This window comes from Proteiniphilum propionicum, from assembly GCF_022267555.1.
In the GTDB taxonomy this organism is placed as follows: domain Bacteria; phylum Bacteroidota; class Bacteroidia; order Bacteroidales; family Dysgonomonadaceae; genus Proteiniphilum; species Proteiniphilum propionicum.
The window spans coordinates 335,665-351,084 of sequence record NZ_CP073586.1; the positions used below are offsets into that span (position 1 = coordinate 335,665).

At 42.3% G+C, this 15,420-nt stretch carries 12 protein-coding genes; 3 read left to right on the forward strand and 9 right to left on the reverse strand.

Annotation, left to right across the window (positions count from 1 at the left end):
* The first annotated feature begins 16 nt into the window (after positions 1 to 16).
* The 3 genes from KDN43_RS01245 to mazG all read left to right on the forward strand — a co-directional run bounded on the left by KDN43_RS01245 (position 17) and on the right by mazG (position 4,360).
* Positions 17 to 1,258, forward strand: coding sequence for an L-cysteine desulfidase family protein (locus KDN43_RS01245; protein WP_238867893.1), 1,242 nt, complete (start codon positions 17 to 19; stop codon positions 1,256 to 1,258).
* 241 nt (positions 1,259 to 1,499) lie between these two features.
* A complete protein-coding gene (locus KDN43_RS01250; RefSeq protein WP_238867894.1) occupies positions 1,500 to 3,539 on the forward strand; it encodes a protein-disulfide reductase DsbD family protein in 2,040 nt (679 codons plus the stop codon).
* Positions 3,540 to 3,583: 44 nt separating this feature from the next.
* Positions 3,584 to 4,360, forward strand: coding sequence for a nucleoside triphosphate pyrophosphohydrolase (gene mazG, locus KDN43_RS01255; protein WP_238867895.1), 777 nt, complete (start codon positions 3,584 to 3,586; stop codon positions 4,358 to 4,360).
* Between the two features lies 1 nt (position 4,361).
* On the opposite strand, the gene KDN43_RS01260 is transcribed toward mazG, so the two are convergent.
* The 9 genes from KDN43_RS01260 to KDN43_RS01300 all read right to left on the reverse strand — a co-directional run bounded on the left by KDN43_RS01260 (position 4,362) and on the right by KDN43_RS01300 (position 15,263).
* Positions 4,362 to 4,925: a DUF2179 domain-containing protein gene (locus KDN43_RS01260; RefSeq protein ID WP_238867896.1), complete on the reverse strand. Its 564-nt coding sequence runs from the start codon at positions 4,923 to 4,925 to the stop codon at positions 4,362 to 4,364.
* Between the two features lie 58 nt (positions 4,926 to 4,983).
* Complete coding sequence (locus KDN43_RS01265) at positions 4,984 to 6,021, reverse strand: threonine aldolase family protein (RefSeq protein WP_238867897.1); 1,038 nt, start codon at positions 6,019 to 6,021, stop codon at positions 4,984 to 4,986.
* A 292-nt stretch (positions 6,022 to 6,313) separates the two neighbouring features.
* Entirely contained in the window at positions 6,314 to 10,003 is a 3,690-nt protein-coding gene (metH, locus tag KDN43_RS01270) for a methionine synthase (RefSeq protein WP_238867898.1), read from the reverse strand.
* Between the two features lie 214 nt (positions 10,004 to 10,217).
* Complete coding sequence (locus KDN43_RS01275) at positions 10,218 to 11,162, reverse strand: nucleoside recognition domain-containing protein (protein WP_238867899.1); 945 nt, start codon at positions 11,160 to 11,162, stop codon at positions 10,218 to 10,220.
* 137 nt (positions 11,163 to 11,299) lie between these two features.
* Positions 11,300 to 11,752, reverse strand: a complete 453-nt coding sequence (gene smpB, locus KDN43_RS01280; RefSeq protein ID WP_238867900.1) for an SsrA-binding protein — start codon at positions 11,750 to 11,752, stop codon at positions 11,300 to 11,302.
* Between the two features lie 201 nt (positions 11,753 to 11,953).
* Positions 11,954 to 12,505 (reverse strand): YIP1 family protein, encoded by a 552-nt coding sequence (locus tag KDN43_RS01285; protein WP_238867901.1) that lies wholly within the window; start codon positions 12,503 to 12,505, stop codon positions 11,954 to 11,956.
* Positions 12,506 to 12,631: 126 nt separating this feature from the next.
* The gene (locus KDN43_RS01290) at positions 12,632 to 13,366 is read right to left on the reverse strand and encodes a hypothetical protein (protein ID WP_238867902.1); all 735 of its coding nucleotides are present in this window, start codon (positions 13,364 to 13,366) and stop codon (positions 12,632 to 12,634) included.
* Between the two features lie 34 nt (positions 13,367 to 13,400).
* Positions 13,401 to 14,702, reverse strand: a complete 1,302-nt coding sequence (locus KDN43_RS01295) for a porin family protein (RefSeq protein ID WP_238867903.1) — start codon at positions 14,700 to 14,702, stop codon at positions 13,401 to 13,403.
* Between the two features lie 6 nt (positions 14,703 to 14,708).
* Positions 14,709 to 15,263, reverse strand: a complete 555-nt coding sequence (locus tag KDN43_RS01300; protein WP_286849233.1) for an RNA polymerase sigma factor — start codon at positions 15,261 to 15,263, stop codon at positions 14,709 to 14,711.
* Between the last annotated feature and the right edge of the window lie 157 nt (positions 15,264 to 15,420).

Here is a 15,420-nt window from a genome sequence, read left to right on the forward strand (position 1 = left end):
GCAAATCAGACTACTGATGCAGCAAGAAATTATTCCGGCTATAGGGTGCACAGAACCTATTTCAGTGTCGTTATGTACTGCCAAAGCGACTGAGATTTTAGGTGAAAAGCCAGAGAGAATAGTTGTACATCTAAGTGCGAACGTTTTAAAAAATGCCATGGGCGTCGGCATTCCCGGTACCGGGATGAACGGGCTCCCTATAGCAATAGCTTTGGGTGCGATTCGAGGTAAATCTGCTGATTGTCTGGAACTGCTTAAAGATTTAACACCTGATGAAGTTGAAAGCGGAAAGAGTTATATTAACGAGAAGAGGATAAATGTAAGATTAAAGGAAGATGTCTCCGATAAATTATTCATCGAAGTGCATTGCAGTAGAGGCAACAATTATGCCAAAGCAATCATCAGCGGAAACCACACGGCTTTTTCTTATCTCGAGAAAAACGGAGAAGTACTCCTGGATAAGAAAACAGATGGCCCGGAAGTATCAGATATCGCCGTTCAGCTCTCTTTCAGAAAATTATATGATTATGCAACAGAATCCCCTATTACAGAATTAAACTTTATACTCGATGCAGCTGAGATGAATAAAAGAGCAGCTGAGATTTCTGGTAAAAGGCACTTTGGACACAACGTTTCAAAAAATATTAAGGGAGCAAAAGGGAAAAAAATTTTTGGGGATAATCTGCACAGTAGAATGGTAGCCTCAACTGCAGGAGCCTGCGATGTTAGAATGGCAGGTGCTGCTGTTCCGGTCATGAGCAATAGCGGCAGCGGAAATCAGGGAATTGCAGCAACACTTCCGGTACTGACATATGCCGAGAACGAAAATTGTTCTAAGGAACAGCTTGTCCGGGCACTTATATTAAGTAATCTGTCAATGATTTACATTAAACAGCATCTGGGACGACTATCTGCACTTTGTGGTTGCGTGGTTGCTTCTACCGGTGCCAGTTGCGGAATTACCTACCTCATGGGAGGGAATTATGAACAGGTTACTTATGCTGCGAAAAATATGATAGCCAACATCACCGGCATGATTTGCGATGGTGCCAAACCCAGCTGTGCACTTAAAATTGCGAGCGGTGTCTCTACCGCAACACTTTCCGCATTAATGGCAATTGAAAATGAAGTTGTTACCTCGCAAGAAGGAATAATAGATGACGGGATTGACAAAACAATTAAAAATCTGGCATTGATTGGAACAATTGGAATGACAGAGGCTGACAAGATTGTTCTAGATATACTAACAAGCAAATAGTTTCAAGCTACAATGGTGTACAACCTGTCAACAAAAAATCACATATTCAACTATACCCTCATAGAGTTGATACATGTAAAAAGCTCAACAATCTACAATTTAACCGTAAAACAGTAACTGTTTATTTAATGATGAAAAAAGAGTTTTAACTCAACAAAATTGTTTATAACCGATATTAACCTAAGATATTAAGTTCCGTTTATTAACTTTGCCGATTAAACTCAGAAAAATCATTTTAAATATGAAATCAGTAACCACCCTCTTTGGCTTTCTGTTTCTTTTTACCTCCCTCATATTAGCCCAGGACGAGGTGAAATGGAACTTTTATCTTGAAGATAAAGGAAACGGAGAAATAGATCTGGTTGCCGAAGCAAAAATTAAAAAAGGATGGTATCTTTATGATACAGATATACCGGACGGAGGCCCTACACCCACTCAACTCAGCATCGATAAAATTACTGGAGCGGAGCCTTCGGGTAAATTTCATGCCGATGGTAAGCATGCAACGGTAAAGTACGATGCCATCTTTGGTATGGAAATAGGTAAATTTCAGGATAATGCAAGGTTTGCACAGCGACTGAGAGTAACTGATAAGGACAACTTCTCTATTCAGGGCGATGTCCGTGCTCAGGCGTGTGACGACTCAAGCTGCACTCCTCCCCTACCTCACGATTTTTCGTTTACTTCTGCTCAACTGCCGGTAACATTTACAGAAGCCCGCTCTCCCGTAAAAGAGAACAGTGACGCAACATCTTTTCCGGGATTGTCACCAGTTTTGGTTAACGATGCTCTGAAAGAATCTACGGCTGACACCTTAACGTCAACGAAGTCGGCTGAGATTGATAGTGATATTTTGTGGGCTCCTGTTATTGAAGAGTTACAAAATTTCGGGATGAAGGGCAGCACTGCAGGAATGTCGTTGCTCTGGATATTTTTTGCCGGTTTCATCGGCGGCCTAATTGCTTTGGTTACACCCTGCGTATGGCCAATGATCCCTATGACGGTAAGTTTTTTCCTTAAACGTAATAAAGCAGAGAAGAAAAATGCTATCACCGAAGCAATGGTATATGGAAGCGCCATAATTGTTATATATTTAATTCTGGGACTTCTAATTACCGGAATATTTGGCGCCAGTGCGCTGAATAATCTGGCTACCGGCGCACTGTTCAATCTGATCTTCTTTGCCCTTCTGGTTTTTTTTGCCATCGCCTTTTTTGGCGGCTTTGAGCTGGTGCTGCCATCAAAATGGACAAACAGGATGGATGAAAAAGCAGATAAGACATCAGGTGCTATAAGCATATTCTTCATGGCTTTTACATTGGTATTGGTGTCATTTTCCTGCACAGGGCCCATCATAGGAACGCTACTGGTGGAAGCTGCAGTATCGGGCAGCATACTTGGGCCGGCTATCGGTATGCTTGGATTTGCCATTGCCCTTGCAATTCCTTTTGTGCTTTTTGCCATATTCCCTTCATGGCTGGCCAATATGCCGAAATCAGGAGGTTGGCTCAACTCTGTGAAGGTTGTACTGGGATTCCTTGAGCTGGCACTGGCACTGAAGTTTTTGTCTGTTGCCGACCTGGCTTATGGATGGGGGATTCTCGACCGGGAGGTATTCCTTGTGTTGTGGATTGTAATCTTTTTTATGCTTGGGATCTACCTTCTTGGGAAGATAAGGTTCCCCGGCGACAGTGAACCGCAGCATGTAACCATACCACGACTTTTCCTTTCCATAATATCAATCGCATTTGCCATTTATATGATCCCCGGGTTATGGGGCGCTCCATTAAAGGCTATCAGCGCCTTCTCGCCTCCTTTGTACACCCAGGACTTTAATCTCTACAAAGGGGAGGTACATGCCAAGACTTTGGATTATGAAACCGGCATAAAAATGGCAAAGGAACAGGATAAGCCAGTTCTTATAGATTTTTCCGGTTATGGATGTGTAAATTGCCGCAAAATGGAGGCATCGGTATGGACCGACCCGCGTGTAAAAAATATCCTTGACAATAAATATATACTCATTACTTTAATGGTAGATGATAAAACCCGCCTTCCGGAAATCATTGAAGTGAATGAAAACGAAAGGAATACGCGACTGAAAACTATTGGCGATAAATGGAGTTACCTGCAGCGGCACAAGTTCGGAGCCAATGCGCAACCATATTATATAGCACTTGATCATGAGGGCAAACCGCTAAGCCCTTCATATGCCTACGATGAAAATGTAGAGAAATATTTAGAATTCTTGCAGACAGGATTGACAAACTTTAAAAAATAGTTTATCTGCATAGGCGCCTCCAAGGCGTCTATGCCGTTTCAATTATGAACAGAAGAGAACAAAAACTGGAGGCATTCGGCCGATTGTTGGATATTATGGATGAGCTTCGCGAAAAATGCCCATGGGACAGGGTACAGACCAATGAAAGCTTACGGGCAAACACAATAGAGGAAACCTATGAACTGGCTGAAGCAATTATCAACAATAATAACAACGAAATAAGAGAGGAGCTTGGCGACCTGCTCCTGCATGTTGTCTTTTACTCTAAGATTGGAGAGGAAAAGAAAGCTTTTGATGTTGCCGATGTTTGTAACGCCATATGCGACAAGTTGGTCTTCCGCCATCCGCACGTTTTCGGAGATAAGAATGCCGATTCTCCCGTCACTGTAGAAAAATCGTGGGAGCAAATAAAACTTAAAGAAAACGGGGGAAACAAAACTGTTCTGGAGGGCGTCCCATCGTCACTTCCTTCATTGGTGAAAGCCTACAGGATACAGGACAAAGCCAGAAACGCCGGATTCGACTGGAACCGGCGCCATGATGTATGGGACAAAGTGAAAGAAGAGATAGGAGAGCTGGAAGTTGAAATCGAAAATATGGACCACGACAGGATGGAAGATGAATTCGGCGACATGCTCTTCAGCATCATCAACGCAGCCCGTTTGTATAAGGTGAATCCCGACAATGCACTGGAACGTACCAATCAAAAATTCATCTACCGGTTTAACTACATGGAGAAGAAGGTGAAGGCAGCAGGACGTTCACTCAAGGATATGTCACTTGAAGAGATGGAGTCTATCTGGCAGGAAGCTAAAAGATGAATTACTTGCCAATACGCCAGCGCGAAAGAATAGTTTTTCTTTTCGGAAATATCCCGTTCTGTTTGGTACGTACATCCTCCACCACATAGAATATGTTGTTGTCGAAATCGGTTAGCAACTGCTCCAGATTTTTCATCTCTTTGCGGTCGACAACAGTTTCAATAATATCCACCTCTTTGGTTGAACCCACTCCATGAGTCAACGTTGCTCCAAAGTCGAGCTTATTAAGTGATTGAACCAGTTCTTTGCCATTCTTCTGAGTATAGATACGACATAATACAATACCGTATGCAATTCTGTTCTCAATCAAAATACCTACATAATTCCCCGTCGCATAACCGGCAGCATACGATAAATAAGATACCAGATCGTTTGCACGGGTAAGTATCTGAGAGATTACAACAATCCAGATAAACACTTCAATAAAACCGATGACAGGAGCTATATTTTTTGCACCTTTCGATACAAAGATTATACGCAGTGTGCCCAGTGTCACATCAATAATGCGACCGAAAAAAATGATGACAGGCAATAGCCAGGGATAAACGTCTAAAAAATCGAACATTATATTATATATTTATGATAATCAGGAGAAAGTATTTCAATTGAAAGGGGACATTCCCTTATGCTTTTTTTAAATCAGCAAGTTGTTTCAGATAACTGACAAACTGCTCAATATCCTCATCAGTGGTATCCCATGAACATACAAGTCGCATTTCATTGCGGCTCTCATCCCAGTCGTAGAAAAAGTAGCGCTCCCTGAGCTTGTCTGTTATCTCTTTAGGAAGAATAAAGAACAGGGCATTCGATTGTACCGGTTGTGTAATTTCTATTCCCTCAATTCTGCTCATTTCGCCATGTAGCTTCTGTGCTGCATTATTTGATCTCTTAGCATTATCCAGCCAGATGTTTTCATTCAAATATGGAATAAACTGTGCAGAAATAAATCGCATCTTGGAATAAAGTTGAGTAGTTTGCTTCCGGTAATATTTTAGATTCTCCGCCAACTCTTTACGCAATGGCACCAAGGCTTCACCAAACATCAACCCGTTTTTGGTACCTCCCAAAGTGAAAATATCAACACCGCAATCTACAGTTATCTCCTTAAGTGAAATATTTAACCAGGCACATGCATTGGCAATTCGAGTTCCGTCAACAAAGAGATACATATCATGCCGGTGAGCCAGATCAGCAAGTGCCTTCACTTCCTGCGGTGTATAAGCGGTACCCAGCTCTGTAGTTTGAGAGATAGCTATCACTTTCGGCTGAGAGTGATGTTCAAATCCAAAACCATGCAAATATGGAAGAACCAGGCTGGGGGTCAGCTTGCCGTCAGGCGTTGGAATCTCTTTGAGAGATGCCCCTGTAATCTTAACGGGCGCACCGCATTCGTCCACGGCAATATGGGCAGTCGAAGCACATAGGATAGAATGGAATGGCATTGTACAAGCCTGTAATGCAACAACATTAGCTCCCGTTCCATTAAACACAAAACAGGAAGCCACCTTTTTATCCCCAAGGATAGAGCAGATAATCCTTTCTGCTTCACAAGTCCACTCATCATCGCCATAGGCAATTGCGTGTCCTGTGTTCACATCTGCCAAAGCCTCCATTATTCGCGGATGAACACCTGAATTATTGTCGCTTCCAAAGCTTCTCATAATAGTCTTTCCATTTTTGATCCAAATATTTTTGGATAATTCGTTTAAATAATTTTTATACGAGCCCACTTAAAAGAAGTCGTTTTTCAATAAAACAGCCCTGAATAACTGTCAGTTGAATTTTAAAAACTCTTATTCCTACATTTTTTCAAGTAGGCTCTTATATTATATTTTGAAATGAAAGCGTTTTCATTTACAAAATCATGCGTTTACAATTTATATGTTGTTTACCTCAGGTTTTTTCTCGTTCATCATCGCTATATAACAGATTAGCTTACAATTTATATGTTGTTTACCTCAGGTTGGCAAGCAGGAACTTCCTAATCTCTTCCGGCTTCATTCCTTTACGTTGTGCATAGTCGGCCACCTGCTCTTCCGATATCTCACCTATTGCAAAATATTTCGAGCAGGGATGTGCGAAAAAGAACCCGCTAACCGAAGCATTGGGATACATTACGCCATTCCCGGTGAGAGAGATGCCAATATCAGCTGTTGAAAGCATATCATGCAGCTTAAAATTCACCGTCTGATCAGGTATGGACGGGTACCCCACCGCGGGGCGAATACCATTATACTTACAAGCAAACATCTCCGCGATGGATAGTTCCTCATCAGCTGCATACCCCCAGTAATAGCGTCGTACTTTTGCATGCAACCATTCTGTTGCCGCTTCCGCCAGACGGTCTAACAGCGACTTCATAAGCAGAGAAGAGTACTCATCTCCATCGTCCTTATATCTGAGCAGCAGATCATCAGCACCGCAGCCGGCCGTAACCGCGAAAGCACCAACGTAATCTTTCTTACCCGAACTGTATGGAGCAATAAAATCGCTTAAGCAAAGATACTCATTTTTTTCATTCTTCTTTTGTTGCCGCAGAAATGGGAACTGCACCCCGCCAATATTAATAGTGTCATTTTTGCTGTAAGCTTCATAAATACCAAAAACAGCTCTTATATAATCCACATTATCCGACACAAACCTTTGCAGCATTTCCAGGGCATCGTAATACAGCTTCGCGGCTTCCTGCCCTTTCTCGCGATCATCGTCACGATACGACTCAAGCCACATGGCACGAGCATTAATGCTGTTATTAATTTTGGTTATAGTATGAAATTTTGCCGGCAGATTCCATGCATGAAAGAAAAATTTCCAGTCTATATAGGGAATAACCCATGCAATCTTTATATCATCAAGCTTCACTCGCCCCAAGGTAACCGGGGCAACCGCTTTAAAATTGCTCCAGTCCATAGAACAGGCATTGAGCCTTGCCTCATCAAGAGAGACCAGCTCAGAAACTTTACGGGACTGGTTTTCACGAAGCAATGTATACTCATTGCGTACCTTATGAATATAATCGCTCCTGTTTTCCTCACTCATCAGATTGGCAACTGCCAAAGGGCTCTGCGATGCATCTTTCACGTAAACGACCGCACCCTGTGTATATCTGGGTTCAATCTTGATTGCCGTGTGAAGCTTAGAGGTGGTAGCTCCTCCTATCAACAGAGGGATGGTAAATCCGGCTTTTTCCATCTCTTCGGCTACAATCGCCATCTCTTCAAGAGAGGGTGTGATCAGTCCGCTTAACCCTACAATATCAGGCTTTTCCTTGATCACTGCCTCAATGATTTTACCGGGAGGGACCATGACGCCCAGGTCGATGATCTCGTAATTGTTGCATGCAAGTACAATAGAGACAATATTTTTACCAATATCATGCACATCTCCTTTTACAGTAGCAAGCATTACAGTACCTGCTTTACGCGCCTTGCCACCGGACGATTTTTCAGCTTCAATGGCTGGTTGCAGGATGGCTACGGCATTTTTCATTGTACGTGCAGCTTTCACCACCTGGGGCAGGAACATTTTACCTTCCCCGAAAAGATCTCCCACACGATTCATACCTGCCATTAGCGGTTTATCAATAATATCCACCGCTCGAGGGTATTTCTTCAGTGCTTCGTCAAGATCCTCTTCCAGATAATCCCCTACTCCTTTTACCAACGCATATTTCAACCGTTCTTCTATCGGTAGGATACGCCACTCCTCTGTTCTTGATTGTTCCGGGTTAAATGTCTTTTCACTCTTTATCTTCTCTGCATAGGCCATTAGCCGGTCAGTGGCATCATCACACCTATTCAGCACCACATCCTCCACCAGCTCTTTTACATCATAAGGAATATCTTCGTAGATAACCGATTGAGAAGGATTCACAATCCCCATATCCAATCCCGCATTGATGGCATGATAAAGAAAAACTGAGTGCATTATCTCCCGTACATTTTCATTGCCACGGAATGAAAATGAGAGATTGCTAACCCCTCCGCTCACTTTGGCATAAGGCAAATTATCTTTAATCCATTTAACAGTATTAATGAAGTCAACCGCGTAGTTCCTGTGTTCATCAATGCCGGTAGCGACAGAAAGGACATTGGGATCGAAGATTATATCTTTTGCATCGAATCCGTGCTCCGTAAGCAATTTGTACGCACGGCTACAAATCCCGATACGTCGTTCAAAGTTATCTGCCTGGCCCGTTTCATCGAAAGCCATCACAACAACTGCCGCACCATATCTCTGCACAAGCCCGGCCTGTCTCAGAAACTCCGCCTCACCATTCTTCAGAGAGATGGAGTTGACAATCGCCTTGCCCTGAATACATTTCAGGCCGGCTTCAAGCACCTCCCATTTTGAAGAGTCAATCATTACAGGTACTCGAGACACATCGGGGTCGGAAGCAAGCATGTTGAGAAAACTCGTCATCTCCTGCACTCCATCAAGCAGTCCATCGTCCATATTGACATCCAGCACCTGTGCTCCATCCTCCACCTGCTTTCGGGCTATATGCAGGGCTTCATCATATTTCTTCTGCTGAATAAGCCTCAGGAATTTTCTTGATCCTGCCACATTGCATCGCTCTCCTATATTCAAAAACCTGATCTGTGGCGACACCTCCAGCATTTCCAAACCCGACAGTTGTAAATATTTCGGCGGGGCCGATTTCCGGTGCGGCACGGCTCCCTCTACCAATTGCACATACTCTGCAATATGAGCGGGAGTGGTACCGCAACATCCACCCACAATATTTACAAGACCCTCATCAATAAACTCTTTAATCTGTGCTGCCATCTTTTCAGGTGTCTCATCATATTCACCTAACTGATTTGGCAGCCCGGCATTGGGATAGGTAGAGATATAACATGGTGCAATACGTCCCAACTCTTTCACATACGGCTTTAGTTCAACTGCACCGAATGAACAGTTCAGGCCTAATGCCAGAGGTTTGGCATGACTCACGGAAGTAACAAAAGCATTCAGTGTTTGGCCTGAGAGGGTACGCCCTGCCTTGTCAGAGAGAGTTGCGGAGAGAATGAGTGGTATTTTCCTGCCTGTCTCAGCAGCAGCCTCTTCGGCAGCAAAGATTGCGGCTTTAGCATTAAGAGTATCAAAAATGGTCTCTATCATCAGCAGATCCACACCTCCCTCAACAAGTGCCAAGATCTGCTCTTTATATGCAGCTTTGAAGCCGTCGAACGTAACAGAGCGATACATTGGGTTCTCCACCTGCGGACTCATTGATGCTGTCTTGTTGGTAGGCCCGATGGAGCCGGCAACAAAACGGGGCTTGTCTGGCGTTTTCAGTGTATATTCATCTGCAGCTTCTCGCGCAAGCCTGGCAGCAGAGAGATTTATTTCGGTAGCCAGGTGGCTCATATGGTAATCGTGCAAAGATATCGCAGTTGCGTTAAACGTATTAGTCTCTATGATATCGGCTCCTGCAGCAAGGTATTCCCTGTGAATCTCGCCAATTATATCGGGACGAGTGATCGAAAGCAGGTCGTTATTGCCTTTAAGCAGCGATTGAGATCCTTTAAAACGTTCACCACGAAAATCTGCTTCAGTTAGTTTGTAGCACTGTATCATTGTACCCATTGCACCATCGAGAATCAGGATGCGATCGGATAATATTTCTTCAATATTCATTGATTTTGTTTATTCTTGTTTTTAATAAACGCAAAATTAATTGTTATCTGCCATCCGGCACATAGAAATCGGCACAAACTGCCTTAAATGTCCAGATCTCTTTGTTAATAACTGTAATCTGTTGTTCGGCAAAATACAATCATCGCTATAAAACAGCACAACCAAACAGTTGTCAGACTCTTATAGTTTCAAAATTAAACATTAAAACTGATATTCAAACACCTTCAATCTTTATGCCAATATCCCCATACCTTAATTTCATGATAACCCTTCTTATCCATACTACCAGCCAGGCAGCCACAAATCTGACTCCAAGTATCCACCAGATTGAAACACCAAGTGCAACGAACAAAAGATTGTCTTCCAGAACAGAGTGAGATACAGCAAGGTGATAATTCAGCAGGCTTGCATCGGTTCTTGTCACCTTTCCCTCCCTCATCTGATCCATCATCAGCGCCCCGCCATAAGCCAGACCCACTATATAGCCGATAAGCCACAGGAATCCTGTACTCTCCGGCAATCCAAAAAACTTCAATATGGGTGCTATTCCCCTGCTTAGTTTGGGAATAAGTTTATAAGCCTCTAGAATGTTATACAGCAAATTCAACATAAACACTATAGAGGTTATAAGCAGCGCAATACTCATCGAACTCTTCAGCCACGCAAGCAACACATCTGCCACGGAGTTCATGGCTTTTACGCCGACATGTGAGAAAACAGGCATACCCATGTTTTGAGGGAGAATAAGGTTCAGCACCACACCGGTAATTATACTCATTGCAATCCGCAATATTGACATAGACCAGAACGAAGTACCTGTCTTTGCCTGAATAGCACTCTCCACGGGAAGGTTATGAGATATCTGGCACATCAGCGCAAGTATGGTCAGTTCCCTCAGCGTAAGGGGCATTGATGTAATAATTGCCAAAGGGGCATAGAGAGGTAGAAAAATACTTGTAATGAAAACAATGGCCGTACTTCCGGGCAAGCCCATATATACAAAAACCGGGTCAAGAAATTTGGCTAAATAGGCAAGGGCTCCAAAATAGTCCAGGAATCTGACTGCCAAGGATATCGGAAGAATTATTTTAAGCAGCCACAGGGTTGTGTAGCCCGATTTTTTTACAGCAGGGAAAAATATATCGTTTCTAAACTGCATTGATAAATACGAAAATTAAGTAAATAAAAACTCTACAAGTATAAAGCTATGAAATATGGTAATAAGTGATTCTTGTGATGATACACAACTCTCAGTTGTGCGTGCATTAAAACATAAAATTTGTCAGTAAGAGCTTATTACTTTTTAAACATCCTGTCCATATCCCTCTTATCCTCCTTCTCTTTCAGTGACTGCCGTTTGTCGTACTGCCTTTTTCCTCTGGCCACTGCAATCACCAGCTTTGCCAGTCCTTTCTCGTTAATGAACAAACGAACGGGAATAATTGTAAATCCTGTCTCCTTGGTCAACCGTGAAAGTTTTCGCAGCTCGTTCCTGTTAAGCAACAGTTTCCGGTCGCGGCGAGCATTGTGATTATTATAGGTGCCGTAAAAATATTCCGATATATGCATATTACGCACCCATAATTCGCCATTTTGGAACAAACAATAGGTATCCACAAGGCCAGCCTTGCCTAAACGGATCGATTTTATCTCAGTACCTGTAAGTACAATACCTGCAGTGAAAGTCTCAACCAGTTCGTAGTCGAACGTGGCACGCTTGTTCTTTATATTTATTGGAGCTTGCTTCATACGATTATATTATTTTTTACATCAAGGTGAACAGCACTCGCTGCAATAATGTAGCCTTTCCTGGAAACATTTTGCCTGCAAGTTTCATTATTGAGTTCCCTCCGAAAAGTCTCTATTATTAAAATAGGATCAAAATAGCTGTTGATATTCAATACATTACGAATGGTCATTCTTTATATTTTGATTTCAGGAACGGACTCATTATTTTATCAGGAATGAAAAGAGAATATTCACAAGTGCAGGCGTCAGCATTACCAGCGCCGATGCCATAACGGTAAAATTTGTACGTTTATCCTCCGGAACTTTAATATAAAGCTGTGCCCCGGTGTTCACCAGATGTATAGTGTAAAATGCAAGTAACCATAAAATGAAAAAACCTGGAAGAAAAGGAATAATGATGTACAGCAGATAAATCACCACTGAAGAATATCCTACAAAAAATTGGAACTCTGCTAAATTTTTTTTCAGCCCAAACCGGGGAGCTGTTTCATTCAGGATATATGACACTAAAAAATACCCCCCATACACAGCTACTATGTTAATAATAGTGTTTTTCAACGCATTCTCAAGACCTCCGTTGCGCGTAAACCATAAACCGCCAACAAAAGAGGCAAGTGCAATTATCCCAAAAACAGGGTGCAGGAAGCGGTAGAGGAAGTCATTCTGCGTTCTCTCTTCCCTTTCAATATATTTCCATTCTTCGGGAGACGCAACAATCAACTGCACGATAGTTACAAAAATATCTCTCCACATTACTTTTTGATTTTGGATTGCAAAGGTAACGAATTCCGATTAATATTTAGAATGTGAGAGAGATAAAAAAAGCAGCAACTACTTTTTTTCAGAGTAGTTGCTGCTGATTAGACGAGGTTGTTCGGCTTAATCTCCGGCAACTCTCATTTTGTAAACATTTGAATCTACAATGTCGTTGCGGTTCTTCAAATAGTATCTGAACTGAATCTTTATATCTTTAGTATTGGTTTGGCTTGTTCCTTCATACATAGCACGTATAGGTGCCATATTCAAAGCAATGATATCCGAACCTGAAGTTGTTGAAGCGCCTGCTTCAGGTGTTCCGTCTATAACAAGATGAATTTCAATAAATACTTCATCGTCATTGGCTCCTTCCTTGTTAATTTTATAGAACTCCAGTGAGACAGTCTGTCCCTTTTTGTACTCATAGGCATATTGAAACAGCCAGTGATCACCCAGGTATATCTCGTCTGCAGCATAATAAGGAGGGTCTATAGCTAAAAACTTATCAGGTGTTTCCACTACAGGTGGATCGGCCATTATCAGATCTGCACGACTTATCAGCTTTGGATCGCCTGAAATCACCACCTTATCAGCATACTTATCTCCAATTTTTTCTTCTCCATACTCCTCTTCCCAGCTATAGCGAAGAAACTGAAAAGTACCCGGAGTCATCCCCTGCATTTGTGCAGAGGTTATTAAGCGCCCGGTAAGGGTTCTTCCATAAATTTTTGATGATGCGTTATCCATAGCAATATAGGCTACGGAAGCTTCTGAATAGTTACTGTTTCCATCCCCAAGGCAGGAAGTCAACAGAAGAGTCATGCCGATTATGGCAAGAAATAAATTCGTTTTTTTCATTTTCTAATCTTTCAATATTTTGTTAATTCGTATATTAAAACTCATACCTGAGCCCTATGTTCAGATCCATCACGATCTTGCTGTCGGAATAGATAGTCTTGTATTCATTTTTTGCATCGAAATAGTATGCTCCGCCTATTTTTCCATACAGCTTCAGAGAGTTATATATAGGAAATGAAACTCCAACACCGGCGTTGACCGAGATCTGTGGATTGTGTTGTGAAATTTTCTTAACCTCTTTCTCTTGAGATGAACTGTTGAGATCCAACGCCTGCCCCTCTCCTGTTCTCCGGAATTCACCATATATATCTTTCTCTATTATGCCGCCTACAGAGGCATAAACATCTAACTTACTTAAAGAGAAAAGATTGTAATTCACGTTTAAAGGTATCCCCAGATAGTGAAGGCGCTGCGTTTCATGTACCTGAAAATTTGAGTTTTTATTTCGTGTTTTGGAGTAAAGAGAGGTATATATCAGGCCGGTCTCAATAGATAGATTATCTAACAAGGATTTAGATACCGTAATACCAAACGATACCGGCTGGTCGTGCTCCATTTCCGAAATATTATCGGCAGTATTGTTTGCCTGCAATAACATCTTATTGGGTTCGCCGGAATATTGGCTTTCAGGGGCTACGGCCGCACTTCGCAGGGTCATGGGCGAATTCACCGTTTGATGAAAAGAGGTTAACCCGCCCCTTCCGCTAAGTGTCAGCACAATATTTCCATTATCATTGTGAGATGACACATTTTCTGCAAACAACCCTTTTTGTCCTTCCACCACAATAAGCTCATCAACCAACAACCTTTTTCTCTGATTTTCCTCTGATTGACGCAATACCCGCAATGCGTCTGAGTCAGGCACTCTTGCCATGCCGCTGCGGGTTGAACTCTCACGGCGCAGCATGGACTCAATAATCCCTGATGGATCGGATGGGCGAACGGGGTTAATTCCCTTTCTTATTGCTGAACCCGATACATACTGCTTCACTTTGCCAGGGTGAGTAACAATAGCCTGTTTCAATGTTTCGGGCTGTTTTTTAATTTCTGCACCGCTACCGGGTTTTATATCTATTTCCGGAGTTGTTAAAGCAGATTCCGAAATAAGGGAATTACTTTGATCAACCTGGTTCCGGAAGAAAAGCACAGTACCTATCAACAAAACAAGGACAGCAGCAGCAGTGCAGGTGTACCATCTGCGCCGTACTGCAACCCTGGCTGCAGCATCAATCTTCAGCGATTGTTCCAGCATGCTCCATCCATCATCAGGGACTGATGCCCGGAAATCACTGAATTTCGACTGAAACTCCCTTCTAATATCGTTATCTGAATTCATTTATAGTTACTGTTGCTTTTTTAATATGGCTGAAATCTTCTTCTGTAATATGCTCTTTGCCCTAAATAATTGTGACCGTGACGCTGCCTCTTTTATGCCCAGCATGCGGGCGATCTCTTTATGTGACAACTCCTCAAAAATATACAGGTTAAAGACTGTTCTATATCCGGCAGGAAGATCCCTTATCATCTCCAGAACCTTCTCACGTGGAATATTTCCTATATCAAGAATATCATCCTCCGGCATGTTGGCTTCTCCACCATGTATATATCGATATTCTTCCATAAACCGGTATTTTTGCTTCTCTTTCCTGTAGTTTTCCAACGCCAGATTTACAAAAATCCGCCTCATCCAGCCTTCAAAAGAACCCCTGCCCGAATATGAGCATATCTGCGTAAAGACCCGGATGAATCCATCATGCAAGAGATCGCGGGCTGTTTCCTCATCGCCGCTGTAACGCATACATACCGCCATCATTATAGGTGCATATTGCTCATACAACATTTTTTGAGCATTACGATCCTGTTTCTTACATGCAATTATCAGTTGCGAATCATCCATCATTATCGCAGTTCATTAAATAGATGAGAAAAAAGAAAAAACGCTGCACTGACAGCCCTGTTTTTACCTCTATTTAGCTTTTTTTAAGTAATTATTTACCCCACTTATGATTAAAATTATTTTTAATCATCAAAATTAGTACCACGCCAAGGAAATA

Excerpts from the sequence above, each read along its gene's own strand:
- metH (WP_238867898.1), bottom strand. The coding sequence starts at position 10,003 with ATGAATATTGAAGAAATATTATCCGATCGCATCCTGATTCTCGATGGT.
- KDN43_RS01275 (WP_238867899.1), bottom strand. The coding sequence starts at position 11,162 with ATGCAGTTTAGAAACGATATATTTTTCCCTGCTGTAAAAAAATCGGGC.
- KDN43_RS01285 (WP_238867901.1), bottom strand. The coding sequence starts at position 12,505 with ATGTGGAGAGATATTTTTGTAACTATCGTGCAGTTGATTGTTGCGTCT.
- KDN43_RS01245 (WP_238867893.1), top strand. The coding sequence starts at position 17 with ATGCAGCAAGAAATTATTCCGGCTATAGGGTGCACAGAACCTATTTCA.
- KDN43_RS01250 (WP_238867894.1), top strand. The coding sequence starts at position 1,500 with ATGAAATCAGTAACCACCCTCTTTGGCTTTCTGTTTCTTTTTACCTCC.
- KDN43_RS01300 (WP_286849233.1), bottom strand. The coding sequence starts at position 15,263 with ATGGATGATTCGCAACTGATAATTGCATGTAAGAAACAGGATCGTAAT.
- KDN43_RS01290 (WP_238867902.1), bottom strand. The coding sequence starts at position 13,366 with ATGAAAAAAACGAATTTATTTCTTGCCATAATCGGCATGACTCTTCTG.
- KDN43_RS01260 (WP_238867896.1), bottom strand. The coding sequence starts at position 4,925 with ATGTTCGATTTTTTAGACGTTTATCCCTGGCTATTGCCTGTCATCATT.
- smpB (WP_238867900.1), bottom strand. The coding sequence starts at position 11,752 with ATGAAGCAAGCTCCAATAAATATAAAGAACAAGCGTGCCACGTTCGAC.
- KDN43_RS01295 (WP_238867903.1), bottom strand. The coding sequence starts at position 14,702 with ATGAATTCAGATAACGATATTAGAAGGGAGTTTCAGTCGAAATTCAGT.
- KDN43_RS01265 (WP_238867897.1), bottom strand. The coding sequence starts at position 6,021 with ATGAGAAGCTTTGGAAGCGACAATAATTCAGGTGTTCATCCGCGAATA.
- mazG (WP_238867895.1), top strand. The coding sequence starts at position 3,584 with ATGAACAGAAGAGAACAAAAACTGGAGGCATTCGGCCGATTGTTGGAT.